Below are 25,861 nucleotides of genomic sequence, written 5' to 3'. Positions count from 1 at the left end.
TGGCTTCCCGGCGCTGGCCCATTATGGTCTGTGGCTTGTCCGATTACCTAACCGGGCGCTTTTTTCAATCAACCAAAACGCCGCGTCACCCGGAATGCCCCAGCAGAGCACTGAAATCCTTGCCGCAACGGCAAGCGGCATCGCCCGCGCCGCCCGGCTTTTGCAGGCCGGGCAACTGGTCTCCTTCCCGACCGAGACGGTTTATGGCCTTGGCGCTGATGCCCGGCAGGGCACTGCGGTTGCGGCCATATACGAGGCCAAGGGGCGGCCGTCGTTCAATCCGCTGATCGCCCATGTGCATTCGGCGGAGGCTGCGCGGCGCTACGTGGCATGGAATAACGTTGCGGAACAGCTGGCCGCGGCCTTCTGGCCCGGACCGCTGACCCTGGTGCTGCCATTGCGCGAGGGGCACGGGATCTCGCCGCTGGTCACCGCCGGCTTGGAGACGCTCGGCGTGCGGGTGCCCGCGCATCCGGCGGCGCAGGCCCTGCTGCGGGAGCTGGACGGGCCGGTGGCAGCACCTTCCGCCAATCCCTCTGGCAAGATCAGCCCCACGACGGCTGCGCATGTGAAGGCCGGGCTGGACGGCCGGATTGCCGCGATCCTGGATGACGGCGCCTGCGGTGTCGGCCTGGAGTCGACCATCATCGGTCTGGCCGGGCCGGACCCGGTGCTGCTGCGCCCCGGCGGGTTGGCAGCGGAAGAAATTGAGGCCGTGCTGGGCCGCAGGCTGACGCAGCGCGACGTGCATGACCCGCTGACAGCGCCGGGACAACTGCTGTCGCATTATGCCCCCGGCGCGCCAGTGCGGCTGAATGCGGAGGCCCCGCAAGCCGGTGAGCTTTACCTCGGCTTCGGCCCCGGCCCCTGCGACCTGAACCTGTCCGAAAACAGCGACCTGGCTGAGGCCGCGGCCAATCTCTTCGGCCATCTCCATCAGTTGGATGCGCTTGGCAAGCCGATTGCCGTTGCGCCGGTGCCGATGCACGGGCTGGGCGAGGCCATCAACGACCGCCTGCGCCGCGCCGCCGCGCCGCGGGACTGAACGCGGCAGGCCCCGCGGGTCACCTGCGCCCATCGAAGATGGGCGCCCGGCCCAAGGGTTTTGGGATTATCTCCGATAATCAGAAAACGCGCGGGAGCCCCCTGTACCGCCCGGATATGAGCGTTCAGGCGTGGCCCGCGCTGGACGACAAGGTGAGCGGATCAACGCCCAGGGTCTTCAGCGCCGCCCCCCACTTGCTGTCATCCGCAAGCCCGAACACGAGGTCCGGACTGGCCTCCGCTGTCAGCCAGCCGTTCATGGTGATCTCCGATTCCAGCTGCCCCGGCCCCCAGCCCGCATAGCCAAGCAGCACCAGCAGGTCCTGCGGCCCCTGCCCCTGGGCGATGTCCTCAAGAATATCCAGCGTCGCGGTCATCGAGAAACCGCCCGGCACCTTCAGGGAACTCACATCCGATTCGTAATCAGGCGTATGCAGCACAAAACCGCGCTGGGTCTCCACCGGACCGCCAAAGCGCACCGGCAGCGCCGCCGCCGCGTTGCTGTCGCCGCCCAGGTCCAGCTGCTCCAGCAGATCGCCCAGCGCCACGCCGTCCGCGGGCTTGTTGACGATCAGCCCCATTGCGCCCTCCTCGCCGTGCGAGCACAGGAAGATCACCGAATGCTCGAACCTCGGGTCGCCAATACCAGGCATTGCAATCAAGAGCTTGCCAGTCAGATCCATGAATTTCCGTCTTTCTGCTGCCTCCCCCCACCATGACGCGCACCCGCTTGCCGCGCAAGGGGGCGCATCGGCGCAACTCCGCACAGGCTCCGGCAAATTTGCCGCAAACACAGGAGGATGAGGGAGCCATGACCGGATCGTGACTTGGCAAAGCTGGCTGGCAGGCGCATGTATTCGGGTATGAAACGGACAATGCTCAAAACCGCTGCTGCTGCGGCAGCATTGCTGGCTGCTGCAAGCGGTGCGCCTGCATCTGCCGGCGCTGCGGACGGCGATATCGTGCAGGTCGAGGTGCTGGATGGCGGTATGACCTCCCGAGGCACCCATCTGGGCGCGTTGCGGATCACCCTGCAGCCGGGATGGAAGACCTATTGGCGCGCTCCCGGCGATGCGGGCATCCCGCCCAGTTTTTCCTGGCGCGGGGCACGTAATGTCGGCAGGCTGTCGATCACCTGGCCCTCTCCCGAAGTTTTCCTGACCTCTGGTTACCGCACCATCGGCTATCATGATCAGCTGGTGCTGCCAGTGGAGATCACGCCTGAAACTCCGGGCAAGCCGGTGCGCCTGAAAGGGCGGATGCAGCTGGGGGTGTGCAAGGATGTCTGCGTGCCGGCCGAACTGAAATTCGACCATGAGCTGGACAGCAGCGCAGGCCGCCACCCTGCAATTGCCGCCGCGATGGCCAGCCGCCCCTGGTCGGCCAAGGAAGCGGGCGTGCGCAACGCAACCTGCAGCCTGCGCCCGTCGCAGTACGGTATGACGGTCACCGCCCGCATCTCGATGCCTTCTGCCGGCGGCGAGGAGGTTGCGGTGATCGAACCCGGCAACCCCAAGCTCTATGCCGGTGAAACCAAGACCCGCCGCGAAGGCGGACAGCTGGTGGCGGAGACCGAGTTTCTGCCCGCGGACGGCAGTCCTTATGCCATAGACCGCTCGCAGCTGCGGATCACTGTGCTTGGGAAAAACCACGCCGTTGACATTCAGGGCTGCAGCGCCGGATGAGCGAACCCGGCCATCTTGCCCGCCCGGTTCTGGGCACCATAGCCGTGGTCTGCCGCCACTCCGGCGGGCAGGACCACGTGATCCTGGTGCAGCGCGGCAAGGAGCCGAACGCGGGCTGGTGGGGTTTTCCCGGCGGTCATGTGGAGATGGGCGAGACCGCCCTGCAGGCCGCGGCACGCGAACTGATGGAGGAGACCGGCGTGACCGCCCGGACGCTGGAGTATCTCACCAATGTGGATGTGATCTCGCGCGATGCGTCCGGCATGGCGCAACGGCAGTATCTGCTGACCGTGGTGCTGTGCGAACACGTGAGCGGCGAACCGGTGCCGGATGATGACGCCGAGCAGGCCGAATGGATCCCGGTCGCAGAGATCGAGACCCGCGGATTGCAGCTTCTGGATCAGGTCGGCGACGTGGCGCGGCTGGCTCAGGCCCGCTGGCGGGCGTTGAGCCGGTAGGCAATTCCGCCCGCTGCATAGGCAAGCAGTGCCAGCGCGAAGGCCCCCAGAAGGAACGCCAGCAATCCGGCCCGCACCGGCTCCATTGCAGCCAGTGCCGGGATCATCCGCAGTGCGGGATGCAAAGCGCCGGATGCCATCGCCCAGCCCAGCGTCAGCACCAGCCAGCCCAGTTGAGCCAGAGCGGTGCCCAGTACCAGCCAGCGCAGGCGCCCTGCCCCCTGCCGCAGCGCGCGGCGCAGCGAGGTGAACGGCCGCGACAGGTCGCGCTGCATTGCCACCAGCGCCGGCACCACCAGCAGCACCAGGAACATCCCGAACCCCAAGCCATAGACCAGGGTGATCACCGTGGGCTTCAGGAACTGCGCCTGCTGGGAACGTTCAAACAACAAAGGCGCGAGCCCCAGCACCGTGGTCATGGTGGTCAGCATCACCGGGCGCAGCCGGTCCGCCGCCGCGTCGATGATGGACGGGATCAAGCCGCGGTCCTGCGCATACTGGTCGATGGTGGTTACCAGCACGATGGAATCGTTGATGATGATCCCGGTCATTCCCAACAGGCCAACCACAGTGAACATGCTCAGCGGCACCTCCCACACGTAGTGGCCCCAGATGGTGCCGACGAGGCCAAAGGGGATGATCGCCATCACCACCAGCGGACGGGTCCAGCTGGCAAAGATCCAGGACAGCACCAAGTAGATGCCGGTGAGGCAGAGGATCAGGCCGGTGCCCGCCTCCTGGAGGAACGTCTGTTCCTGCTCTGCCAGACCGGACAGGCGCCATTCCACCTGCCGCTCGCTGGCAATGTTCGGCAGGATCTCGTTCTGCAGCGCTTGCGTCACCGCCTCGGCGCGCGCAGGATCGTCCTCTGAGATATCGCCGGTCACGCTGATCACCCGGATGCCGTTTTCGCGGCGCACGGTGGAGAAACCGGTGCGCTGGGTGACCGAGACGATATCTGCAAGCGGCACATAGACGCCGCTGGGGGCCCGCATCAGGGTGCGCTCCAGGAAATCGGCGGTCAGCTCATTCTTCGGCAGTTCCACCCGGATTGTGGCGCTGCGCGGGCCGTCGGGATAGGTCGCCGCCTCAATCCCGTTGAGCCGCGCCCGAAGCGCCTGGCCCAGGCTGCCAATGGTAAAGTTCAGCGCCTGTCCCTGCGGGGTGAGGTCGAGGATCACTTCTTCCTTGTCGTAGGCGAGATTGTCCTCAACTGCAGAGACTTCAGGAAACCGCAGAAGTGCGGTTTTCAGATCTTCGGAGGCGCCTTTCAGCACTTGCACGCTGGGGCCAGAGAACTGCACATCCAGTGCGTCGCCGCCCGGCCCCGACCGCCAGCTGCGGAACGAGACTGTCTCGACCATCGGATGGCGCACCACGCGCTCCTGCAACTCCGCGACAAAGGCAAAGCTGGAATAGGGGCGCAGGTCGGCGTCGATCAGTTCAATCGAGATACCGCCCAGAAGGTCGGCGTCCTTGGCCTCCACCCCGCTGAGGCCTCGGCCGGCATTGCCGCCCGCCTCGGCCATCACAAAGTCCAGCGGGTTGCGGCCGTAACGTTCGGCGTACTCAGCGCCCAGCGCCTCGGTTGCTCGCTGCATCTCGTGCATCATCGCCATTGTGTCGGCGCGGCTGGCGCCCTCCACCATGGCGAAGTTGCCGGTGACCGATCCGCGCTCCGGCGCGTTGAAAAAGCGCCATTGCACATCGCCGTTGATGAACAGTGCGGCCTGGCTGGCCAGGATTGCCAGCGCCCCTGCCAGAACGGCGTAGCGCGCGGTGACAATGCAGCCCATCAGAGGCCGGAAGGCATGGTCGCGCAGCCAGCGGAACCCGCGGTTCACCATCCGGTTCGGCCAATCATACCAGTGGCGCGCCTGGGCATGGGTCAGCGCGTGCGCCAGATGGTTGGGCAGGATCAGGAAGCACTCCACCAGCGAGGCCGCCAGCACCGCAATCACGGTAAAGGGGATGTCGCGGATCAGCTCGCCAAACCGCCCGCCCACGAGGGTAAGGCCGAAGAAGGCGATGATGGTGGTAAGGGTTGCAGCAAAGACCGGCATCGCCATGCGCCGGGCAGCATTCTCGGCCGCTTGCATCGGGCTTTCGCCAAGCCGGCGCACACGGAAATCGGCATGTTCGCCAACCACGATGGCGTCATCCACCACGATGCCCAGGGTGATGATCAGGCCGAACAGGCTGACCATGTTGATGGTGATCCCGGCGGCATACATCAGCGCCACGGCGGCAAACATCGAGGCCGGGATGCCCATTGCCACCCAAAAGGCGATGCGGGTGTTGAGGAACAGGAAAAGGAGGCACAGCACCAGGCCAAGCCCCATCAGGCCGTTGTCTACCAGGATATCCAGACGGTCGGTGATGGATTGAGCCCGGGTGCGGATCAGCTCAGCTGTCACTCCCTGCGGAAGGCTGGCCTGCATTTCGTCTACAACCTCCTGCACCTGTGCCTGCAGGCGGATGGCGTTGCCCTGATCGGAGCGGTCCACCCGGATCGACATCGCCGGGTTATCATCCACGAAGTAGGAGCGGTTGCGGTCCACGCCCTCGACCCGGATCTGCGCCGCATCACCGACGGTCAGCACGGAGCCATCGGCATTGGTGCGCAGCACGATGGCCGCCAGCTCATCCGGCTTACGCTTCTCGCTGCCGGTGCGCACACGGGCATTGGCGCCGGACACATCACCTGCAGGGTCGGCATCGACCTCAGCCGCAATCGCTTCTGCGATCTCGCGCATGGTGATGTCGTGTGTGATCAGCTTGGCAGTCGGCACCTCGACGATGGTTTCCGGCGCGGCCACGCCGCGGATTGTGGTGCGGGTAACGCCGGCCTCAAAGAGTCGCACAACCAGTTCATCTGCAAAAAGGCCAAGCTGCCCGGCCCCGACCGGGCCGGTGATCACCACATCTGTCACCCGGTCCCGCCAAGCGCCGCGGCGCACTTCCGGCTCTTCCGCCTCTTCCGGCAAAGTGGTGATGCCGTCCACTGCGGTCTGCACATCGTCTGTAGCCTGCCCCATATCGGAACCGGGCTCAAATTCCAGAGTCAGCGTGGCCAGTCCCTCGCGGGAGATGGAGGAGGTCTCCTCCACCCCGTCAACGGCCAGCAGCGCAGGCTCCAGCACCTGCACAATGGCGCTGTCCACGTCCTCGGGACCGGCGCCCTCCCATTCGACGGTGACGGTGACGCTTTCGACGATCACATCCGGGAAGAACTGCGCCCGCATGTTGGGCATCGCCGCCGCGCCCAGCACCAGCATGATCACCAGCAGAAGGTTGGCCGCGGTGCGGTGGCGGGTGAAATAGCTGAACAGCCCGCGGGCCTGCCGGGGAAGCCTGCGCGCCATGGGGTTCAGCCTCCCATCCGGGATTCAATCCGGCTGATCAGCTGTGCCGGCACCTTGGCCTCTGCCAGCTGCTGAAGCATTTTCGCCTTCATCTCAGAGGGCATCCGGCTGTTGCCCTCAACCAGAGCCACCAGCCGCGCGCGCCGCTCCTCCGTGAGTTCGATCAGATCGGGCAGCGCCTGCGCTTCTGCGCCCTGCCGCAAGGGGCGCACCTTGATGCCGGCCCCCAGCAAGGGTGTGCGGCCGGTCACAACTTCGCGTCCTTCCAGCCCTGAGCCGCGGATCAGCACGTCATCGCCCTGACGGCGCACCAGCTCGACGGGCAGCGCCTCAAGCCGGTCCCCCTCGCCCAGCAGCAAGACGGTGCCGTCGGCACCAAACGCGGAGGCAGGGACCCGTGCGACCGCGCGAACCTCAGGCTCTGTCACGTGAACTGTCACGAAATCTTCCGGTTTGAACCCGGGAGCCGCATTCAGGCTGGCATAGACCAGCCGCCCGGTCTGCCCGTCCCCAGCCGCACCGCTGGCGCGGGAGATCCGCCCGGTTGCGCTGAGACCAGCCCCGGCCGCATCCAGCGTTACCCTTACAGGAGCCTCCAGCAGGCGGCCGCTGCTGTCCAGCAACCGGGCATATTGTGCGGTGGAGACCCGGAACGCCACTTCCAGCAGGTCCGGATCAACCAGATCCGCGAGCTTTTCATTGGCAGACACAAGCCGCCCCTGCACCAGGCTGACCGATTGCAGGGTGCCGTCGAAGCCTGCCTTGATGGTGGTGTCCTCAAGATCACGCCGCGCCTCATCCAGCGCAATCTGCGCCCGGGCCACCCGGGTTGCAGCCTGATCGGCGCGCGCCTCTGCCTGGCTGACCGCCTGGCGGCGCGAGATCACGGTTTGACGGGCCTGAACCGCGGCAAGTTCCGCGGTTTCGACCGTGGCGGCGGTGCCGACACCGCGTTCCTGCAAATCCACCTGCCGCTGGAAGGCCCGCTCGCGCAGTTGGGCCTGGTCCTGGGTCGCCTGCAGCTCGTCCTGCGCCAGGATCAGGGCCCGCCCCGCGTCGCGTTCTTCGGCGCGGGCATCCATCATGTCGGCCTCGGCCCGGTCCACTGCGGCCTGGGCATCTGCCGGATCGACTTGCACAAGCACCTCGCCCGCACGGACGGCACCGCCTTCCTCGAAATCCTCAGACAGCTGCACAACCCGGCCGCCCGCAGCAGTACGCAGTTCCAGAGTGCGGCGGCTTTCCACGCGGCCAAAAGCGGTCAGTTCCGGCGCCACAGTCTGCAGGTCCGCGGTCACCACATTGACCGCAAACACACGCTCGCGCACCGGCGGCGGCTTTCGTTCCGCGTTGAGCTGCGCCTCAATGGCGCCAAAGATCATCTGCCCGGCATAAAGCAGCAGGGCCGCCGTCAGCGACGCCAGGAAAAGCCCCATCAAACTTTGACGCAAAAAGCGCATGTCTCTCCCTTCTGGTGGCGGCTGCTGCCGGGCCCGCGTGCGGCCAGCCAAAGCGCAAAAGCCTTGCGCCCGCTTGGAAATATAGGATTTTCCGCACGGGTTTGCGAGGTTACACGCCGCGCACGGTTACTTCCGTCGCAGATGTTCCTCCAATCTGGGCATGATTTCCACGAAATTGCAGGGCCGGTGGCGGTAATCGAGCTGTTTTGACAGGATTTCATCCCAGCCGTCCTTGCAAGCACCGGGGCTGCCGGGCAGCGCAAACAGGTATGTGCCGCCCGCCACCCCGCCAGTGGCCCGCGACTGCACCGCGCTGGTGCCGATCTTCTGCATCGAGACCATGGTAAAGACGGTGCCGAAAGCTTCGATCTCTTTCTCGTAGACATCGCGGTGCGCTTCCACCGTCACGTCGCGTCCCGTCAGGCCGGTGCCGCCGGTGGATATCACCACGTCCACTTTGGGATCAGCGATCCAGACGCGCAACTGCGCGGCGATATCGGCCCGTTCATCGGGGATGATCTTACGGTCGGCCAGGGTGTGGCCTGCCTCCCGCAGCCGGTCGGCCAGCACCTGGCCGGAGCGGTCGTCCTCCATTCTGCGGGTATCCGAGACCGTCAGAACAGCAATGCGGACCGGGATGAATTCCATGCTTTGGTCGATACGGGACATCTACGCCCTCTCCATGATTGCCAGCCGAACGGCCAGCCCTGCAAAAATTCCGGCCGAGACCCGGCCCAGCCAGCGCGCAAAAACCGGCGAACCGGTCAGCTGCCGTCCGGCTTGGCCTGCAAAAATGCCCACCAGCCCGTTTATGACAAACCCGCCTGCGGCCAGGATCAGCCCGAAGACCAGGAATTGCGCAAGCACCGGCCCTGCCTCCGGCCGCACGAATTGGGGCACGAAAGCAAGAACGAACAGGATCACCTTGGGATTTGCCAGGTTGACGAGGAAGCCGGCGCGGAACGCCCGCCGGACCGGCACCGCCGGCGCATTCGCCCGGGCTGCCCCTTTGCGCAAAGCGCCCCAGGCGAGGAAAAGGAGATACCCCACACCGATCCACCGGATGACGTCAAAAAGTGCGGGCATGGCAGAGACCACAGCCCCCAGCCCCAGTCCGGCCAGCGTCACATGCACCATGCTGCCTGCCGATATGCCGGCGCTGGCGGCCACGGCTGCCGCGCGGCCGGAGCGCAACCCCTGGCCGAGGCAGAACATCATGTCTGCGCCCGGCGTCAGGTTCAGCGCCAGCGCTGCGGGGACAAAAGCCAGCAGGGTCACAGGATCAATCACGGCTCCACCTCGAACCAATTTATTCCGGGGCCTAGGTTGGCCACCTGAGTCTTTCCTAGATCGCCGCGAAATCCCCAGCAATCATGCACATGGCCGCACAGCAAGAGCTGCGGCTGGATCCGTTTCGCTGCTGCGCGGACCGAGGTGGAGCCAACGGAAAGCCCGCCGGACGTCACATCCCCGACGCCCTTGGGCGGCGAATGGGAGACCAGGATATCGGCATGATCGCAGGCTGCCAGCATCGCGCCCGCCTGCACCTCGCTCAGGTCGCAGGACCAGCCGCCAAAAGGAGTCTCCGGCACGCCATATCCCAGTCCGAACAGGCGCAGGCCTTCGACATCAATGCCTTCGCCGTGCAGCACAGCGGTATTTGCGAATCCGGCAGTGCGCAATTCATCAGCGCTTTCGCCATTGCCAGGCACTGCGACCATCGGCGCCTTAAGCCCCGACAGCATAGCAACGGCACTGTCCATTCCCATCCGCATGTTGCAGAAATCGCCGGCGCCGATCACCAGATCCGCACCCGCACTGGCCGCCACGATATCCGCTGCATGAGGAGCAGACAGGTGCAGATCGGAGAACGCCAGGATTTTCATGTGATTACCTTAAGTCAAGCTCCCAAGCCGTGCCTTCAGTTCGAGGAGGTCGGTCCAGGCCAGCCGCTTTTGCGGAGGCTGGCGCAGCAAGTAGGCGGGGTGAAACATCGGAATGACCGGCTTGCCCCAGGCCTGGTCCCACTGCCCGCGCAGCCGGGTGATGCCGCGTTTGCCCAGCACCGCCTGGCAGCTGATATTGCCCATCAGGACCAGCACCTCGGGCTCAGCCAGCGCCACATGCCTCTCCAGGAACGGTGTCAGCATGGCAATCTCGGCGGGCAGCGGATCGCGGTTCTGCGGCGGCCGCCAGGGCAGCACATTGGTGATATAGACGTTATCGGCGCGGCTGAGGCCGATCGACTCCAGCATCTTGTCCAGAAGCTGCCCGGCGCGGCCGACAAACGGCTTGCCCTGCAGGTCCTCGTCGCGGCCCGGTGCCTCGCCGATGATCATCACCCGCGCCCCGGCCTGGCCGTCGGAGAACACCAGATTGCGGGCGCCGCGTTTCAGCTCGCAGTGGCTGAAGCCGTCCATCGCATCGCGCAGGGCGGGCAGCGAACCCGCGGCCCTGGCCGCCTTCTGCGCCACTTCGACAGGATCCGCCTCCTTGGGCTTGGGCGGCGGCACGGGAGCCGCACCCGGTTTCGGCTTCGGCGCGGCCTGCTCCAGCGCATACCGGTCGACAGGTTCGTCGCACAGCGCCTCAGTGGCGCCAAGCTCCGCCTGCCACTCCAACAGCGCCCGCGCGCTCCAGTAATCCAATGCCGATTCCATGCGCCCAAGCTACTCCGCCCAGCCGGCAAGCGGAACACCTCTCCGCGGCCATGCCGCAGATTCAAGCCTTTCATCTTTCAGAAAATACTCCGGGGAGCGCGAGGGGCCGGCCCCTCGCCTGCTCTGCCTTGCCGCATCCGCCTGCCCCGCCTATAAGAACCGGCAAATCAAGCGGAGCTGCCCCATATGTCCTTCGAACACCGCCATTTGCTTGGCATCGAACCGCTGAAGCCGCATGAGATCACCGCGATCCTCGATCTGGCCGACGACTATGTGGCGCTGAACCGCCGCCCGGAAAAGCATTCCGACGTGCTGGCGGGGCTCACACAGATCAACATGTTCTTTGAGAACTCCACCCGCACTCAGGCCTCTTTCGAGCTGGCGGGCAAGCGGCTGGGCGCCGATGTGATGAACATGGCGATGCAGGCGTCCTCGATCAAAAAAGGCGAAACCCTGATCGACACGGCGATGACGCTGAATGCGATGCACCCGGACCTGCTGGTCGTGCGCCACCCGCATTCCGGTGCGGTGGATCTGCTGGCCCAGAAAGTGAACTGCGCAGTTCTGAACGCCGGCGACGGCAAGCATGAGCACCCGACCCAGGCGCTGCTGGATGCGCTGACCATCCGCCGCTCCAAGGGCCGGCTGCACCGGCTGAACATCGCAATCTGCGGCGACATTGCCCATAGCCGCGTGGCGCGCTCCAACCTGATCCTGCTGGGCAAGATGGAAAACCGCATCCGCCTCATTGGCCCGCCCACTTTGGTCCCCGGCCAGTTCGCCGAGTTCGGCGCAGAGATCTATGACGACATGCGCGAAGGCCTGAAGGACGTCGACGTCGTCATGATGCTGCGCTTGCAGAAGGAGCGCATGGACGGCGGCTTCATCCCGTCGGAGCGGGAGTATTACCATCGCTACGGGCTGGACGCCGCGAAACTGGCGCTGGCCAAGCCGGACGCCATCGTCATGCACCCCGGGCCGATGAACCGCGGTGTGGAGATTGACGGAACGCTTGCCGACGACATCAACCGCTCGGTCATTCAGGAACAGGTCGAAATGGGCGTCGCAGTGCGGATGGCGGCGATGGATCTGCTGGCCCGAAACCTGCGTGCCGAACGCCAGGCCAAAGCAGGCTGAGCCGCTTGAAGGGTGTGATCCATATCCCGGCAGGCGAACGCGGCGTGATCCGTCTTTTTGCGCTCGACATGCGGCCCGAGCAGGCGGCTTTTCTGAAGGAGCCCGGTGCATTGGCGCAGGTGCTGGGGATAGACGCGCTGGACATGGATCAGGTGGAGATCTTTCCGGTCTCAGACCTGGAAGACATCGGCCTGACCGGCTACCTGACCGAGGGTTGCGGTGTGCCGCGGGCGCAGGTCGAAGACGACCGCAGGATGCTGCAGTCAATGGAAGGCCATGTGCTGCTGATCCGCTCCCGCGCCTTTGGCGGTGAAGAGACACGGCTGACCCCGGCGGCGCAAATCAAGCTCAAGGGCACCTATGGCGAGCGGCGGACCAATTGGAGTGCAGCACCGGCCACCTCCGAGAGTGCCAAGCCCTATTCCGCGCCCAAGCTGTCTCCGCGCAAGGCGCGCAGTCAGGCCCGCCGCATCGGAGCCACGCTGTTTGCCATTGTCATGGCCCTGATCGCCCTGATTGTCTGGGCCCTGGTGTTCTGATGGCGGGAATAGAATTCAAACCCGACCGCGGCGCCTATGTCCGCGCGCACGCCTGGATGGCGGCGATTGGCATGGGGGGCGCGATGGCGGTCCTATGGTTCATCGACAGCCCGCATATCTGGACCGGAGCTGCAGGCGGACTGGCCGCCATCACCTTGCGCGGCTGGTACATGGCCAGCGAGGAGCTGGCGGTGGTCTGGACCCTGACCCGGGACAGCCTTTCAGGGCCTGGCGGGCGTTCGGTGCCGGTCTCTCAAATAAAAGCCGTCAAGACCATGGGCAGCTATGTGCAAGTCGTCACAAAGGGCGGCGACAAACACCTGATCAAATACCAGGCCGACCCGGCCGCGACCCTCAACGCAATTGAAAGAGCCAAGGCATGAGCACTCTCTTCATCAACGCCCGCCTGATCGATCCAGAGGCTGGCACCGACACGCCGGGGGCAGTTCTGGTGCGGAATGGACGGATCGCTGCGGTTGCAAAGGATACAGCCGCGCCTGAGCAGATGCTGCACGCGCATGGCATCGCTCCGGAAGACACGGCCAAGGTGGACTGCGGCGGCAAATGCCTGGCGCCGGGCATTGTCGACATTGGCGTCAAGGTCTGCGAGCCGGGCGAGCGGCACAAGGAAAGCTATAAGTCCGCAGGCCTGGCAGCAGCGGCAGGCGGCGTGACAACCATTGTCACCCGGCCCGATACCTCCCCCGCAATTGACAGCCCGGAGACGCTGGAATTCGTCACCCGCCGCGCTCAGGCCGACACACCTGTGAACGTGCTGCCGATGGCGGCACTTACCAAGGGCCGCGAGGGCCGGGAGATGACCGAGATCGGCTTCCTGATGGATGCTGGCGCGGTTGCTTTCTGCGATTGCGACCATGTGGTCAGCAACACCAAGGTGTTCCAGCGGGCGCTGACCTATGCGCGGTCCTGCGGCGCGCTGGTCATCGCGCACCCTCAGGAGCCGGTGCTGAGCAGGGGCGCCGCCGCCACCAGCGGCAAGTTTGCTGCCCTTTACGGCCTGCCGGCGGTCTCCCCGATGGCAGAGCGGATGGGGCTGGACCGTGATATCGCGCTCCTGGAAATGACCGGCGCGAAATATCACGCAGACCAGATTACAACAGCGCGCGCCTTGCCCGCGCTGGAGCGCGCCAAGGCCAACGGGCTGGATATCACGGCAGGAACCTCGATCCATCATCTGACACTGAACGAGCTGGACGTGGCAGGGTACCGCAGCTTCTTCAAGGTAAAGCCGCCGCTGCGCTCCGAGGACGACCGGCTGGCGGTGGTTGAGGCGGTGCGGACCGGGCTCATTGACATCATTTCCTCGATGCATACGCCGCAGGATGAGGAAAGCAAGCGCTTGCCGTTCGAGGAAGCCGCGGCCGGCGCAGTGGCGCTGGAAACCCTGCTGCCCGCTGCGCTGCGGCTGTACCACGCCGAGCTTCTGGACCTGCCCGCCCTGTTCCGCGCCATGTCATTGAACCCGGCCAGACGGCTGGGGCTGGAGAGCGGCCGCCTGGCCGCGGGAGCGCCCGCGGATCTGGTGCTGTTCGATGCGGATGTGCCGTTTGTGCTGGACCGCTTCAAGCTGCGCTCGAAGTCTCAGAACACGCCTTTTGACGGCCAGCGGCTGCAGGGCCGGGTGGAAGCAACCTATGTGGCGGGCGAGCCCGTCTACCGGAGGGATTGATGCCTGTATTCGAAAGCTCTGCCGCTGTTCTGATGCTGTGGGCAGCGATTGGCTACAGCCTCGGCTCAGTGCCGTTCGGGCTGGTGGTCACCAAGGTATTCGGCCTGGGCAACCTGCGGGAAATCGGGTCGGGCAATATTGGCACCACCAACGTGCTGCGCACGGGCAGCAAAGCTGCCGCGGCGCTGACACTGCTTCTGGATGGCGGCAAGGGCGCGGCGGCGGTGCTTCTGGCCCGCTTTCTGGCCGGCGAGGATGCAGCGCAAGCGGCCGGTCTCATGGCCTTCCTCGGCCATTGCTTTCCAGTCTGGCTGGGCTTCAAGGGCGGCAAGGGCGTTGCAACCTTCCTGGGCCTGATGCTGGCGCTGGCCTGGCCGGTGGGCATCGCCTGCTGCCTGAGCTGGCTGGCGGCAGCGGCGGTCAGCCGGATTTCCTCGATGGGGGCACTGGTTTCCGCCGCGTCCGGCGCAGTCTGGGCGTTGCTGCTAGGCTATCAGCCGGTTGCCCTGCTGGCTGCGATACTGGCGGCCGTGGTGTTCATCCGCCACTCAGCCAATATTGCCCGCCTGCGGGCAGGCACTGAGCCGCGGATCGGCCAGAAGTGACGCCGGGAAAGCTGCAGGCCTTTCTTGCAGCTTTCGATGCCTTGCCGCTGGGTGCCTTTAACGGGACCGCGGCTGGACGCCGGTACCTTGTTTGCCGCGAAAACCTCGCAAACGGCAAATCGCAGAAGCTGGTGGCGCGGGAACTGGGCGGCACGGATTACATCAGCCTCAACCTTTACCGGCTCACGTCCGGTGCCTGGCTGAAACCCTGCGAGATGCCTGAGGAGAAGGTCATCCGTTTCGTGCTGGCACTGCAGGTTATGGAATGAGCCGTTCCAGCGCGCGGCCGTTGGACCAGGTGCCGTGCAGCTCACCGCTGGGCATCCGCACGTAGACCACCGGGTAGGTATCACCCCATTCGACCCAGACCACATCGCCGTTGCGGGTGCCGGTTCCGGCATAGTCCTAGGCACCGACCTGCCAGTTCATCTCTATCACACTGCCATTTTCCTGGATATGCACTGTGCCGGTATAGATGCTGCCATCGGGGTTGCGGCCCTCGGCGCGGTAGCTGCCGCTGATGCTCTGGGCTGCGGCTGCCCCTGCAAAGGCTGCTGCGGCAAAAAGGCCGCCCAGCAAGGCGCGGCGCGTGGGGAATGGGCCTGTCATCCTGTCCTCCGGTTTTCCTCTGCCCAGTCTGCCTGCATAAGGGCTGCCTGTCATCCGTTCTGCGCAAAGCTGCACAGGCAGCATCCACCCTGCGCACAGTCAAATTGAGTTGTTTTGAATGTGATCGCCCGGCTCTCCACATCGGATCCGTGACCCGCAGCATACCGCGGCACACATGGTGAAACGCCGGCCGGGCAAGTATTTGGGAACGCCGCGGCCGGGATTTGAAAGGACGGGACCATGAATAAAGTAAAAGCACTGATCAGCGGTGTGGCTCTGTCGGTTGCAATGGCAACCTCGGCACTGGCGGCGGGCGTTGAGATCAACGCATCCTCCACCGGCCTGGCCATGCAGGGCTATGACCCGGTCGCATATTTCACGGACGGTGCCCCCACCAAGGGCAGCTACAAAATCACTTCCATTTACAATGACGCAACTTACCGCTTTGCCTCGGAAGAACACAAAGCGGCCTTTGAAAAGAATCCCGAAGCCTATGTTCCTGCCTACGGCGGCTACTGCGCCTTTGGCACCGCGATGGGCTTCAAGTTCGACGGTGACCCGAACCACTGGAAGATCGTCGACAACACCCTGTACCTGAACCTGTCGCAGGACATTCAGGCACGCTGGGAAGGCGATATCCCGGGTTTCATCGAGAAGGCCAGCGTCAACTGGACCGATATTGCTGAGAAATCCCCGGAAGAACTTCAGGCGCAATAAGGCCTGAAGCTGCTACTCACAGAAAACAACCGGCGGCTGGGCAACCTGCCGCCGGTTTCTTTTACTTGACATGGCACATATTTTCTTACTTTCTGTCATTACAGAAATTTCAGGATACCTCGATGAAACTGACCCCCGCAATGCAGAGCTTTATCCTTCACTGGGGCGAGATGGGGACCCGCTGGGGGGTGAACCGTTCGGTGGCGCAGATTCACGCGCTGCTGCATATCGCCTCTGATCCGATGACCGCGGATGAGATTTGCGAGGTGCTGGGGCTGGCGCGCTCGAACGTCTCCAACGGGCTAAAGGAGCTGCAGGCGCAAGGGCTGGTCAAGGTGAGCCGGCAGCTGGGTGACCGGCGCGATCACTTCACCTCGATCCGCGATATGTTCGACCTGGTTGATGCGGTGATTGCCGCGCGAAGGGAACGGGAGTTCGCACCGACCCTGCGCGCCTTGGATGCCGTGATGAAGGAAGCAGAGAGTGACGGTACTTCCAAGGCGGTCAAGTACCGCATGGACGAGACCCTTCGGGTGATGCGGATGTTCGACGACTGGTATGCAGATTTCTCCCGCCTGCCCCGCTCGGTGCACCTGGCCGTGCTGAAGCTAGGCGCCAAGGTCGCCCGGTTCCTGCCCGGCGGCAAACAGGTGGAGTGAGAGCGGCCAGGCAGCAATCCTGCTTCAAAAAAATTTGCGAGGTAATTTCTCTCATAACAGAAAAGACTGACAATATCGGCAGGAAATCTGGTCTGCTCCTTGGCCTCCTGCCGCAGGGCACTCCCAGCGCTCGGGGGCGCGGTGTTCTGCCTGCTTCACCAGGTTGCAACGGCATAAATGCCGGCAACTCCACCGATCCGGTCCGAGGAAAGAAACATGCACAAATCTCTTAACCGTGAATCGCCGCCCCGCAACGTGAACTGGCAGGACTTATTGCCAGTCACCCATCGTCAGCGCTGGAGAGAGCTAACCCTGCCCCTCCCTTGGCTGGCGTTGTCCTGGGCTTTTTATGCCTCACCCTTGTGGCCGCTGGGAGCGGCAGGAAGCTTCATGTTTTTCCTCTGTGCGCTGCGGCTGAACCACGAGGCGATTCACGGCAATCTCGGCCTCCAGCGGGGCGGAGATATTGCAGTGCTTCACATACTCAGCGCGCTGATGTGCGGCTGCAATTGCTCTGTCGCCTGGAGCCACATGCAGCACCACCGCCACGCCATGGGACCCGGCGACATCGAAGGGCATTGCGGCCATATGAGCGCTATTCAGGTGCTGTGCTATGGTCCCCGGTTTCCAATGGATCTGATCCGCGCCTGCTGGAAACAGGGCGGATCCAAGTGGCGGCGGCGGATGCTGCGCGACGGTCTCTGCGTGGTACTGGCCGCAGGAGTGTTCCTTTGGAGCGGTCAGCGCTTCCTGCTGCTGCATTTGGCGGCGATGGCTGCGGCGCAATGCATGACCGCGTTTTTTGCGGTTTGGATCACCCATCAGGGCACTGGCGGCTCCGGCTTGGCGGCACGCAGCCAGCGCGGCGTGCTGGCCAAGGCCGCTTACCTGATGTTCTACCACCGCGAGCACCATCTGTTTCCAAAAGTGCCGGTCAGCCGCCTGCCAGAGCTCGCAATGCGGCTGGATGCCCAGGTGCCAGGCTATGCCGCCAGCCGTATGCCTGTTGTGCCGTGGCTGGACAGGCACTGATCCAACCCAAACGCGGCAGGCCGCACTCAAGCGCGGCCTGATGCCGTGTCAGTAGGCGAACTCGCCGTAGATCCGGCTGAGATCACCCTCCCAAGCGCCGTTGTAGCGCTCCAGCAGCTCATCCGCGGGCACTTTGCCAGTTTCCAGGCTGTCCTTCAGAGCGTTCAGGAAGTGCGTTTCATCCGGCACCAGTCCGCCAGCACCGGGGCGGGCACGGGCCTTGAGGCCGCTTTCGGAGATTGCCACGACCTCGCGGGCCAGTTCGTGCATGCTGATGCCATTCACCTTGGCCTGCAGCCCTTGCTCGGAAGCGGCAACGCGCAGAGCGTCGCGGGTTTCCGCGTCCCAGCCCTTGACCAGATCCCAGGCGGCATCAAGCGCGCTTTGATCGTAGGTGAGACCCACCCAGAAGGCGGGCAGCGCGCAGAGGCGGCGCCAGGGGCCGCCGTCGGCGCCGCGCATCTCGATGAACTTCTTGATGCGGGCCTCGGGGAAGATGGTGGTCAGGTGGTCGGCCCAGTCGCTGAGCGTCGGGGTTTCACCCGGCAGCGCTGGCAGCTCACCCTTCAGGAAGTCGCGGAAGGACATGCCCAGCGCATTGATGTATTCGCCATTGCGGTAGACGAAATACATCGGCACATCGAGCGCGTACTGAACCCAAGCCTCGAAACCGAAGCCTTCCTCGAACACAAACGGCAGCATGCCGGTGCGGTCTGCGTCCAGCGAGCGCCAGACGCGGGCGCGCCAGGATTTGTGGCCGTTGGGCTGGCCGTCCAGGAACGGGGAATTCGCAAACAGCGCGGTTGCGACCGGCTGCAGCGCCAGCGCCACCCGCAGTTTCTGCACCATGTCGGCCTCAGACGAGAAATCGAGGTTCACCTGCACGGTGCAGGTGCGGCGCATCATGGTGGTGCCCATGGTGCCGACTTCCTGCATGTAGCCGTCCATCAGCTTGTAGCGGCCTTTGGGCATCAGCGGCATGTCTTCATGGCGCCACACCGGGGCAGCACCCAGGCCGATAAAGCCGACGCCGATCTTGTCTGCGATGTCCTTGACGTCACGCAGGTGGGCGTTCACCTCGTCACAGGTCTCGTGGATGGTTTCCAGCGGCGCGCCGGAAAGCTCCAGCTGGCCGCCCGGCTCCAGGCTGATGTTGGCGCCATCCTTGGTCAGGCCGATGAGGTTATCCCCTTCGGTCAGCGGCGCCCAACCGTGGCCGTCGCGCAACCCTTCCAGCACTGCCAGGATGGAGCGTTCACCGGCATAGGGCAGCGGTTTCAGCGTGTCTTTGCAGAAGCCGAACTTCTCATGCTCGGTGCCGATGCGCCAGTCTTCCTTGGGCTTGCAGCCGTCGGCAAGGTACTGGGCAAGCTGCTCGTGGCGTTCGATTGGCCCGCCGCCGGACTGGGGAATGGACATGCCTGGCACTCCGTCCTGTTAGATCTGTCTTGAACGGTCAGTCGTGGGCGGAATCGCCGCCAGTGTCAATGCAGGCGCTGATGTTCCGGGCGGCTTGCGGCGCGCTCCCAGATCACGACCTGGTGAGGGCCGCGGCGGCGCAGCTCTGCCAGCATCCGCTCCGTCTTGAGGCCCGGGAGGGCCGCAAAGACATCAAACAGTGCCTCGTAGCCCTCTGCGTTGACGGGGATTGCCAGCGGCGGCTGGCCGGGCTGCTCCAGCAGCCAGTGCGGCGGCTTGGAAGTGTGATCCAGCGCCAGCCGTTCCAGTTCCGAAGCCGCAACCGCACCGCCGTTGAGCGGCCCGAAATAGGCGATCTGCCCCTCGTCGACCTGCACCACGCCAGGGCCGCCGCTGCCGCGCCGGAACCGCATCCGCTGGATGCCGATGACGGCGGCCACCAGCCCGGTGGCAACCAGCGCCCAGCCAGTGATCGCGGTAAAGCCGGCCGCGGAATACGCCCATTTCAGCCCCAGCAGGAACATCAGCGCGGCGGCCAGGACTTCGCGCCATTGCCACAGGGTTTCGCGGGCTTCGGGGCGGATGAAACTCATGTGTTTCGCCTCATTAATACGTCCGGCAGGCGGGTCGGCCTGCCTTGCCCTCCTTACGTGTGGTGTCCGGGCTGCGGATGCAATGGCAGGAGGACGCTGCCTTAGGCGGTAAGGTTAACAAGAAATGGTTTCCAGTCTGTGACCAGAGACACACGCAGCCTCTTCTACCAGTCCCCGAGCGCCTGCTGCCACAGGGTCATCGCCGCAACAGCTGCGGTATCTGCGCGCAGGATGCGGGGGCCGAGGCTGACCACATGGGATTGCGGCAGCGCGTGCAGCCGCTTGCGCTCTGCCTCGGAAAACCCGCCTTCAGGTCCGATCAGAATGGCCCAAGGGGCGCCCTTCTGCGTCTCTGCGGCCAGTTGCAGCGCATTGCCTACTTCAGCCTCGTCGCAGAACATCAGCTGCCGCTCGGCGGGCCATTGGTCCAGCAGGCGGGAGAGCTTCTGCAGGTCCGCCACTTCCGGCACACAGGTGCCGCCGCATTGCTCCGCCGCCTCGACTGCATGGGCCTGCAGCCGGTCCTGGCGGATACGTTCGGAATTGGTGAACTCCGTCTGCACCGGCAGGATGCGGGCAGCCCCCATTTCAGCGGCCTTTTCAACGATGAAATCTGTGCGCGCCTTCTTGATCGGTGCAAACATCAGCCACAGGTCGGGCGGCAGCTGCAGGGGCTTGGTCTGCTCCTGGCAAACCAACGTGCCGCCGCGCTTGCCTGCCTCCGCAACCTCGGCAAGCCACTCGCCGTCCCGGCCGTTGAACAGCGCCACATGGGCGCCCGCCGTCAGACGCATCACTCCGAACAAGTAATGCGCCTGATCACGATCCAAGGGAAGTGATTGCCCTGCGCCCAAAGGGTGCTCTACATACAGTCTGATTTTTGCACTCATGGGGTCCTACATATGCAAGGCGAGACACCAGCACCAGAGGGTCAGGTTGCGGATGCGGTCAAGGGAAACTGGGTCGACACATATGCCCCGGAGTGGACACGTCCCTACCTGCGCCTCAGCCGCGCTGACCGGCCGATCGGCACCTGGCTGCTGCTGATCCCGTGCTGGTGGGGGCTGGCCCTGGCAATCCTTGCAGATCAAAGCCCGCGCTGGAGCGACCTGTGGATCGCAATAGGCTGCGCGGGTGGCGCCTGGCTGATGCGCGGCGCCGGCTGCACCTGGAACGACATCACCGACCGCAACTTCGACGGCCAGGTGGAGCGCACCCGCTCCCGCCCGATCCCCTCTGGGCAGGTCACAGTCAAAGGTGCTTTGGCCTGGATGGGGCTGCAGTGTTTGGCTGGCCTTGCGATCCTGCTCACCTTCAACCAGGCGGCCATTGCCATGGGCATCCTGTCGCTGCTGCCAGTTGCAGTCTACCCGTTTGCCAAGCGGTTCACCTGGTGGCCGCAGGTGTTTCTGGGCCTCGCCTTCAACTGGGGTGCCATGCTGGCCTGGGTTGCGCACTCTGGTTCCATGGGCTGGCCGCCGGTTCTGCTGTATCTGGCCGGCATTGCCTGGACGCTATTCTATGACACCATCTATGCCCATCAGGACACCGAGGACGACGCGCTGATCGGGGTGAAGTCCACTGCCCGGCTGTTCGGCACGGAAACCCCGATGTGGCTGCGCCGGTTTATCGTGGCCTTTGTCTGCCTTATGGCGATGGCGGTCATTGGCGCGATGCTGGAAGGCGCTTCGGTTCTGGCGCTGGTGCTGGCTTTGGCCGCCCCTTGGGCAATGGGCTGGCATATGACCTGGCAGCTGCGCGCCTTTGACGCGGAAAACAGCACCCGCCTGCTGCAGTTGTTCCGGCTCAACCGTGATACCGGCTTGATCCCGCTGATCTTCTTTGCCCTGGCGATGTTCGCGTGATTGAACCGCGGGCCTGTGCAAGGTAAGAGCCACTAACTGACCAAGGGAAACTGCCGCCATATGCGCTTGTCCTCTCTGCTGATCCCAGGCCTGGCCTTTACCGCCGCTGCAGGGCTGAGCCTTGTGGCCGCCGGTTTTTCCGTCACCGCGGTCGAACGCAGCACCGAAACCGGGGTGCGGCAGGCACTGGACCGCGCAGGTTTCACTTGGGCCGAGGTAACCGCGGACGGGCTTCAAGTGCTGCTGGAAGGAACCGCGCCTGACGAGGCAACCCGGTTTTCGGCGATTTCGCTGATCGGTGGCGTGGTTGACGCCGCCCGGATCATCGACGGGATGGAAGTTCCTCCGGCCAAGGGCTTGGCGCCGCCGCGGTTTTCTGCGGAAATCCTGCGCAACGACAGCGGCATCTCTATCATCGGGCTGATCCCTGCAGGCTCCGGCCGCGCGGCAATGGTCAAGCAATTGAACGCGCTGGCTGGCGAAGGCAATGTGGCGGATCTTTTGGAAACCGCAAAATATGCCAAGCCGGATGGCTGGCAGCAGGCCTTGGATTTTGCGGTCGCAGCGCTGAAACTGCTGCCGCGTGCCAAGATTTCGGTTGAAGCCGGCGAAGTGTCCATCACCGCAATTTCCGGCAGCGAAGAGGCCAAGCTTCAGTTGGAAGAGCAGCTTGGCCGCCTGGCGCCTCCGGGGTTGCGGCTGGCAATGGACATTGCGGCGCCACGCCCGGTGATCACCCCCTTTACCCTGCGGTTTCTTCTGAACAAAGACGGCGCTCAGTTCGACGCCTGCTCTGCCGAAAGCGAGGAAAGCCGCAATCGCATCCTGGAAGCCGCCCGCCGGGCGGGCCTGAAGGACGGCGCCGATTGCGTGATCGGCATGGGCGTGCCCTCCCCCAACTGGGCCCGCGCGTCGGAGCTGAGCATCGCCAGCCTGGTTGAATTGGGTGGCGGGTCTGTCACCATTGCCAATGCCGATATCACCCTGGTTGCGGCAGAAGGCACCTCCAGCGGCATCTTCGACCACGTGGTGGGGGAGCTGGAAAGCGCCCTGCCCCGGGTTTTTGCCCTGCACGCCGTACTGCCGGTGCCCGAAGCCAGCGCCACCGCCGGTCCGCCCGAGTTTACCGCGACCCTCAGCCCCGAAGGACAGGTGCAACTGCGCGGCCGTATCAGCGACGCGGCGCTGCGCACGGTTGCCGACAGCTATGCCAAGGCGCGCTTTGGCTCGGCCAATGTGCACACTGCCACCCGCATTGTTGCCGATCTACCCGCCGACTGGCCGGTGCGGGTGCTGGCCGGGCTGGAAGCGCTCTCTTATCTGCAGCGCGGATCAGTAACAGTAACGCCGGAAAACCTGGAACTGCGAGGGATGAGCTACCGCAAGGATGCCCTGTCCGAGATCGCCCGTTTCCTGTCCGCCAAGCTTGGCGAAGCAGAGACCTATGGACTCGACATCACTTACGAGGACCCGCCGGCACCCGAGGATCAGCCGATTCCGCCTGAACTTTGCGAGGCGCAGCTGGCCGGTGCTCAGACCGAAGCCAAAATCGCCTTTGAGCCCGGATCTGCCACCATTGCAGCCGAAAGTGCAGGCACGATGGACCGGATCGCAGAAGTGCTGAGCCGATGCGGACCGGTGCGGCTGGAAATCCAGGGCCATACCGACAGCCAGGGCCGCGAGGTGATGAACCAGAACCTGAGCCAGGCAAGGGCGCAATCGGTGCTGAACGAGCTGCGGGCCCGCCGGGTTGTGACCTCGACCTTCGCCGCCAAGGGGTATGGCGAGAGCGATCCGATTGCCGACAACGGCACTGAAGAAGGCCGGGAGGCCAACCGCCGCATCGAGTTCAAGCTGGTCCGCCCGGCAGAGCAGGCGGACGCAAATGACGACGAAAGCGGCGAAGCCGCCGATAGCGCAGATGGCGCACAGGAGACACCAGAGGAATGAACAGGACAGAGTTCATCATCACCACCGCGATCATCCTGTTTGCGGCCTTTGCCATGGGATGGTTCGCCAACTGGCTGGTGCACCGCTTCACCCGGGTGCGCCAGAGCGATGTTGCCGACCTGGACCGGATGAGCCAGGAGCTGCATGAAGCCGAGGAAACCCGCGATCAGGCGATAACGTATCTGCAGCAGCGCGAGGCCGAACTGACCAATCAGCTGACCCAGACCGAAGCGGAGCTGCGGGCAGCAATGGAAGGCCTCCGCGAAGCCCGCCGGGAAGCCGAGGAACTGCGCAGCCAGATCCCGCAGGGATAGGCGCCATATCTAAAGATAAGGCGTGACAGTAATACCCAGAGGTTTGGTCAAAGCCTTGAATGTGAGCTTCTTTTCACGAGGCATGACAAAGGGGATCGCACCTGAGCTCAGACCAAACGGGTCACCGGTTGTGTATTCTTCTTCCGCCCAGATGAAATCGGCGGCACGCACGCAGTTCCAGGAGCCGCCGCGCTGACCGGTGACGGGATTAAAGGTACTGCGCCCATAACGGAAGCAGATCCTCCCCGATCCGCGCGCGTCGGTCTCCGTGCGCCACTCCCCGGTGACCACGCGCTGATTGCCGGGATACCATAGGTACGCCCTTCCATCTGAAGCCATATGTTCGACCTGTGTTCCATGCTGCACAGAATAGTCCAGCGTCGTTGCACCGGCATACCGCCTCGTCAGCCCAGCAGCCGTAAAGACGCTCTCATTGTAGCGGGACAAATCGGCGTCGATCCGATCGAGAAGCCCCGGATCAGACTTGACGCCATTGGTGCAGGCGGAGACCGCAAGACACAGCAGTGCTGCAGTCAAATTTACTATTTTCAAAACACTTCCATTTGCTAAGTCAGACGAACAAGCAATCAAGCCCCACGGAAGAACAGTAGCTACCAGCGGTTTAGAGCGTTCTCGTCGGCCTCCTTGGCCGCCACCCAATCCGCGCTTCCGCCCGCGAGGATTTCTTTCTTCCAGAACGGCGCGCGGGATTTCAGGTAATCCATCAGGTACTCAGCTGCCTCAAAGGCATCCTTGCGGTGGCGCGCGGCAGTCGCGACCATCATGATGCGCTCACCCGGGGCCAGTCGGCCATGGCGGTGGATCACCAGCGCATCGGCCAGAGACCAGCGGCTCATGGCCTCTTCGGCAATGGCGGTCAGCGCCTTTTCTGTCATACCCGGGTAGTGCTCGATCTCCATCGCCAGGAGACCGCCCTGGTCGGCATCGCGCACCACACCGGTAAAAGTCACCACCGCGCCAGCGTTTTCAACACCGGCCGCAAAAGCATCGCTTTCTGCCCCCAGATCAAACGGATCTTCCTGAACCGCGATGCGCATCGCCTCAGCCTCCGGTCATCGGCGGGAAGAAGGCAACCTCACGCACGCCGTCCAGGGGAGCGTCAAATTCAGACAGCTCCTGATCCAGCGCCACCCGCAGCGCTGACAGATCGGCAAAGGCCGCGGCGTAGCGGTCTTCACGCCCGCGCAGTTCTTCAACCAGATCCGCCACCGTGGCAGCGGCCGTTTCCACCCGCTCACGCGGCAGGCCAATACGCTCCCGCACCCAGGCGAAATACAGGACATCCATCAGTGCGCCTCCTTCAGATGCGGCATCGCCTTGCGCAGGTAGTCGATCCCGGTGATGGCAGTCAGCGCCGCGGCGATCCACAGCAGCCACAGACCGATGCGGCCGGTCCAGACCATGCCGTCGAGTTTCCAGCGCAGGCCCATTTCGTCAGAAATCTGTCCTGTCATGATCTGTTCGATCAGCGCCTGGTCCATGCCGAAAGAGGACATTACCAGATAGTGCTCAAAGATCCCCTGCGAGAACAGCGTGGCGATTGCAATCATCTGCGCTGTGGTTTTCCACTTGGCGAGCTTGGTGACCTTCAGCGTTCCAGCAGTGTCCCCCAGATACTCGCGCAAGCCGGAAACAAACACCTCGCGGAACAGGATCACCGTTGCAGGCAGCACTAGCCAAGGCGTCCAGTGCTCAGCGGAGTATCCCACCAGGATCATCAGCGCGATCACCACCATCGCCTTGTCGGCAATCGGGTCCAGCATCGCGCCCATTTTGGTTTCCTGCTTCCAGGCCCGCGCCAGGTAGCCGTCGAACCAGTCGGTTACCGCCGCTGTCACAAACAGCAGCAGGGCAAACCAGTCCGCATAAGGCCGGCTGAAATACAGAAACATTACGGCTAGGCCGGGTGCCGCGACCAGCCGCAGCAGAGTGAGAATATTGGGCAGTGTCCACTTCATGCGGCGCACATTATCCGGCTGTTTCGAAAGTGGAAAGCGGCGTTGATCAAAATTCGGTTAGGGCTTGCACTGCGATACAGC

30 protein-coding genes are annotated in these 25,861 nt (G+C 64.1%); 15 read left to right on the top strand and 15 right to left on the bottom strand.

From position 1 onward, the window contains the following. The first annotated feature begins 94 nt into the window (after window positions 1-94). Window positions 95-1,045, top strand: a complete 951-nt coding sequence (locus K3725_RS04045; protein ID WP_260017580.1) for an L-threonylcarbamoyladenylate synthase — start codon at window positions 95-97, stop codon at window positions 1,043-1,045. Window positions 1,046-1,169: 124 nt separating this feature from the next. Here K3725_RS04045 and K3725_RS04040 read toward each other — a convergent pair whose 3' ends face one another. Beyond that, the gene (locus K3725_RS04040) at window positions 1,170-1,727 is read right to left on the bottom strand and encodes a YqgE/AlgH family protein (protein WP_260017579.1); all 558 of its coding nucleotides are present in this window, start codon (window positions 1,725-1,727) and stop codon (window positions 1,170-1,172) included. 180 nt (window positions 1,728-1,907) lie between these two features. On the opposite strand from K3725_RS04040, the gene K3725_RS04035 reads away from it, so the two are divergent. Both K3725_RS04035 and K3725_RS04030 read left to right on the top strand, forming a co-directional pair. Next, window positions 1,908-2,729 carry a protein-disulfide reductase DsbD domain-containing protein gene (locus tag K3725_RS04035; protein ID WP_409201587.1) on the top strand — a complete coding sequence of 274 codons (822 nt, stop codon included), beginning with the start codon at window positions 1,908-1,910 and terminating at the stop codon, window positions 2,727-2,729. Beyond that, window positions 2,726-3,187, top strand: coding sequence for an NUDIX hydrolase (locus K3725_RS04030; RefSeq protein ID WP_260017578.1), 462 nt, complete (start codon window positions 2,726-2,728; stop codon window positions 3,185-3,187). The genes K3725_RS04035 and K3725_RS04030 overlap by 4 nt, the downstream gene beginning before the upstream one ends. Here the strand turns inward: K3725_RS04030 and K3725_RS04025 are convergent. The 6 genes from K3725_RS04025 to K3725_RS04000 all read right to left on the bottom strand — a co-directional run bounded on the left by K3725_RS04025 (window position 3,157) and on the right by K3725_RS04000 (window position 10,672). Then, the gene (locus K3725_RS04025; protein ID WP_260017577.1) at window positions 3,157-6,552 is read right to left on the bottom strand and encodes an efflux RND transporter permease subunit; all 3,396 of its coding nucleotides are present in this window, start codon (window positions 6,550-6,552) and stop codon (window positions 3,157-3,159) included. The two genes, K3725_RS04030 and K3725_RS04025, sit on opposite strands and share 31 nt — an antisense overlap. A 5-nt stretch (window positions 6,553-6,557) precedes the next feature. Next, a complete protein-coding gene (locus K3725_RS04020; protein WP_260017576.1) occupies window positions 6,558-8,012 on the bottom strand; it encodes an efflux RND transporter periplasmic adaptor subunit in 1,455 nt (484 codons plus the stop codon). Window positions 8,013-8,138: 126 nt separating this feature from the next. After that, the gene (gene moaB / locus K3725_RS04015) at window positions 8,139-8,681 is read right to left on the bottom strand and encodes a molybdenum cofactor biosynthesis protein B (RefSeq protein WP_260017575.1); all 543 of its coding nucleotides are present in this window, start codon (window positions 8,679-8,681) and stop codon (window positions 8,139-8,141) included. Beyond that, window positions 8,682-9,302 carry a LysE family translocator gene (locus tag K3725_RS04010; RefSeq protein ID WP_260017574.1) on the bottom strand — a complete coding sequence of 207 codons (621 nt, stop codon included), beginning with the start codon at window positions 9,300-9,302 and terminating at the stop codon, window positions 8,682-8,684. It lies immediately after the preceding gene. Continuing rightward, complete coding sequence (locus tag K3725_RS04005) at window positions 9,299-9,898, bottom strand: metallophosphoesterase family protein (RefSeq protein ID WP_260017573.1); 600 nt, start codon at window positions 9,896-9,898, stop codon at window positions 9,299-9,301. The genes K3725_RS04010 and K3725_RS04005 overlap by 4 nt, the downstream gene beginning before the upstream one ends. A 9-nt stretch (window positions 9,899-9,907) precedes the next feature. Beyond that, complete coding sequence (locus tag K3725_RS04000) at window positions 9,908-10,672, bottom strand: uracil-DNA glycosylase family protein (protein ID WP_260017572.1); 765 nt, start codon at window positions 10,670-10,672, stop codon at window positions 9,908-9,910. A 186-nt stretch (window positions 10,673-10,858) separates the two neighbouring features. Here K3725_RS04000 and K3725_RS03995 point away from each other — a divergent pair, with 186 nt between their 5' ends. From K3725_RS03995 to K3725_RS03970, 6 genes are read left to right on the top strand one after another with little or no spacing between them, the layout of a single operon-like run. Then, a complete protein-coding gene (locus K3725_RS03995) occupies window positions 10,859-11,809 on the top strand; it encodes an aspartate carbamoyltransferase catalytic subunit (protein WP_260017571.1) in 951 nt (316 codons plus the stop codon). Window positions 11,810-11,814: 5 nt separating this feature from the next. Next, a complete protein-coding gene (locus K3725_RS03990) occupies window positions 11,815-12,348 on the top strand; it encodes a hypothetical protein (RefSeq protein ID WP_260017570.1) in 534 nt (177 codons plus the stop codon). Beyond that, window positions 12,348-12,731 (top strand): hypothetical protein, encoded by a 384-nt coding sequence (locus K3725_RS03985; RefSeq protein WP_260017569.1) that lies wholly within the window; start codon window positions 12,348-12,350, stop codon window positions 12,729-12,731. Before K3725_RS03990 ends, K3725_RS03985 begins: the two co-directional genes overlap by 1 nt. Continuing rightward, window positions 12,728-14,038 carry a dihydroorotase gene (gene pyrC / locus K3725_RS03980; RefSeq protein ID WP_260017568.1) on the top strand — a complete coding sequence of 437 codons (1,311 nt, stop codon included), beginning with the start codon at window positions 12,728-12,730 and terminating at the stop codon, window positions 14,036-14,038. The genes K3725_RS03985 and pyrC overlap by 4 nt, the downstream gene beginning before the upstream one ends. After that, window positions 14,038-14,643, top strand: a complete 606-nt coding sequence (plsY, locus tag K3725_RS03975; RefSeq protein WP_260017567.1) for a glycerol-3-phosphate 1-O-acyltransferase PlsY — start codon at window positions 14,038-14,040, stop codon at window positions 14,641-14,643. Before pyrC ends, plsY begins: the two co-directional genes overlap by 1 nt. Then, window positions 14,640-14,912, top strand: a complete 273-nt coding sequence (locus K3725_RS03970) for a hypothetical protein (RefSeq protein WP_260017566.1) — start codon at window positions 14,640-14,642, stop codon at window positions 14,910-14,912. Before plsY ends, K3725_RS03970 begins: the two co-directional genes overlap by 4 nt. A 136-nt stretch (window positions 14,913-15,048) precedes the next feature. Here K3725_RS03970 and K3725_RS03965 read toward each other — a convergent pair whose 3' ends face one another. Further along, the gene (locus tag K3725_RS03965) at window positions 15,049-15,252 is read right to left on the bottom strand and encodes a hypothetical protein (RefSeq protein ID WP_260017565.1); all 204 of its coding nucleotides are present in this window, start codon (window positions 15,250-15,252) and stop codon (window positions 15,049-15,051) included. A 240-nt stretch (window positions 15,253-15,492) separates the two neighbouring features. On the opposite strand from K3725_RS03965, the gene K3725_RS03960 reads away from it, so the two are divergent. From K3725_RS03960 to K3725_RS03950, 3 genes are all read left to right on the top strand, one after another. Next, window positions 15,493-15,969, top strand: a complete 477-nt coding sequence (locus tag K3725_RS03960) for a YHS domain-containing (seleno)protein (protein WP_260017564.1) — start codon at window positions 15,493-15,495, stop codon at window positions 15,967-15,969. 122 nt (window positions 15,970-16,091) lie between these two features. Then, window positions 16,092-16,628: a GbsR/MarR family transcriptional regulator gene (locus K3725_RS03955; protein ID WP_260017563.1), complete on the top strand. Its 537-nt coding sequence runs from the start codon at window positions 16,092-16,094 to the stop codon at window positions 16,626-16,628. Window positions 16,629-17,018: 390 nt separating this feature from the next. Beyond that, complete coding sequence (locus K3725_RS03950; RefSeq protein ID WP_260017562.1) at window positions 17,019-17,660, top strand: fatty acid desaturase; 642 nt, start codon at window positions 17,019-17,021, stop codon at window positions 17,658-17,660. A 48-nt stretch (window positions 17,661-17,708) separates the two neighbouring features. Here K3725_RS03950 and K3725_RS03945 read toward each other — a convergent pair whose 3' ends face one another. The 3 genes from K3725_RS03945 to K3725_RS03935 all read right to left on the bottom strand — a co-directional run bounded on the left by K3725_RS03945 (window position 17,709) and on the right by K3725_RS03935 (window position 20,562). After that, window positions 17,709-19,079 carry a glutamate--cysteine ligase gene (locus tag K3725_RS03945; protein WP_260017561.1) on the bottom strand — a complete coding sequence of 457 codons (1,371 nt, stop codon included), beginning with the start codon at window positions 19,077-19,079 and terminating at the stop codon, window positions 17,709-17,711. A gap of 65 nt (window positions 19,080-19,144) precedes the next feature. Then, a complete protein-coding gene (locus tag K3725_RS03940) occupies window positions 19,145-19,672 on the bottom strand; it encodes a hypothetical protein (protein ID WP_260017560.1) in 528 nt (175 codons plus the stop codon). Between the two features lie 164 nt (window positions 19,673-19,836). Continuing rightward, a complete protein-coding gene (locus K3725_RS03935) occupies window positions 19,837-20,562 on the bottom strand; it encodes a 16S rRNA (uracil(1498)-N(3))-methyltransferase (RefSeq protein WP_260017559.1) in 726 nt (241 codons plus the stop codon). 12 nt (window positions 20,563-20,574) lie between these two features. Here K3725_RS03935 and ubiA point away from each other — a divergent pair, with 12 nt between their 5' ends. The 3 genes from ubiA to K3725_RS03920 are packed head-to-tail and all read left to right on the top strand — an operon-like array spanning window position 20,575 to window position 23,801. Beyond that, complete coding sequence (gene ubiA, locus K3725_RS03930; protein WP_260017558.1) at window positions 20,575-21,537, top strand: 4-hydroxybenzoate octaprenyltransferase; 963 nt, start codon at window positions 20,575-20,577, stop codon at window positions 21,535-21,537. Window positions 21,538-21,597: 60 nt separating this feature from the next. Beyond that, entirely contained in the window at window positions 21,598-23,487 is a 1,890-nt protein-coding gene (locus K3725_RS03925; protein WP_260017557.1) for an OmpA family protein, read from the top strand. Then, window positions 23,484-23,801, top strand: coding sequence for a hypothetical protein (locus K3725_RS03920; protein ID WP_260017556.1), 318 nt, complete (start codon window positions 23,484-23,486; stop codon window positions 23,799-23,801). The genes K3725_RS03925 and K3725_RS03920 overlap by 4 nt, the downstream gene beginning before the upstream one ends. A 9-nt stretch (window positions 23,802-23,810) precedes the next feature. Here the strand turns inward: K3725_RS03920 and K3725_RS03915 are convergent, their stop codons facing one another. The 4 genes from K3725_RS03915 to pgsA all read right to left on the bottom strand — a co-directional run bounded on the left by K3725_RS03915 (window position 23,811) and on the right by pgsA (window position 25,780). Beyond that, window positions 23,811-24,338, bottom strand: a complete 528-nt coding sequence (locus tag K3725_RS03915; RefSeq protein ID WP_260017555.1) for a hypothetical protein — start codon at window positions 24,336-24,338, stop codon at window positions 23,811-23,813. Window positions 24,339-24,412: 74 nt separating this feature from the next. Next, window positions 24,413-24,859 carry a molybdenum cofactor biosynthesis protein MoaE gene (locus K3725_RS03910; protein ID WP_260017554.1) on the bottom strand — a complete coding sequence of 149 codons (447 nt, stop codon included), beginning with the start codon at window positions 24,857-24,859 and terminating at the stop codon, window positions 24,413-24,415. 4 nt (window positions 24,860-24,863) lie between these two features. Further along, a complete protein-coding gene (gene moaD / locus K3725_RS03905) occupies window positions 24,864-25,109 on the bottom strand; it encodes a molybdopterin converting factor subunit 1 (protein ID WP_260017553.1) in 246 nt (81 codons plus the stop codon). Next, on the bottom strand, window positions 25,109-25,780 hold the full coding sequence (gene pgsA, locus K3725_RS03900; RefSeq protein WP_260017552.1) for a CDP-diacylglycerol--glycerol-3-phosphate 3-phosphatidyltransferase: 672 nt from the start codon (window positions 25,778-25,780) through the stop codon (window positions 25,109-25,111). The genes moaD and pgsA overlap by 1 nt, the downstream gene beginning before the upstream one ends. Between the last annotated feature and the right edge of the window lie 81 nt (window positions 25,781-25,861).

It is taken from the genome of Leisingera sp. S132 (genome assembly GCF_025144465.1).
Taxonomy (GTDB): domain Bacteria; phylum Pseudomonadota; class Alphaproteobacteria; order Rhodobacterales; family Rhodobacteraceae; genus Leisingera.
Note: the sequence above shows the minus strand (reverse complement) of the source record. Positions and strands in the feature narration are given on the sequence as shown.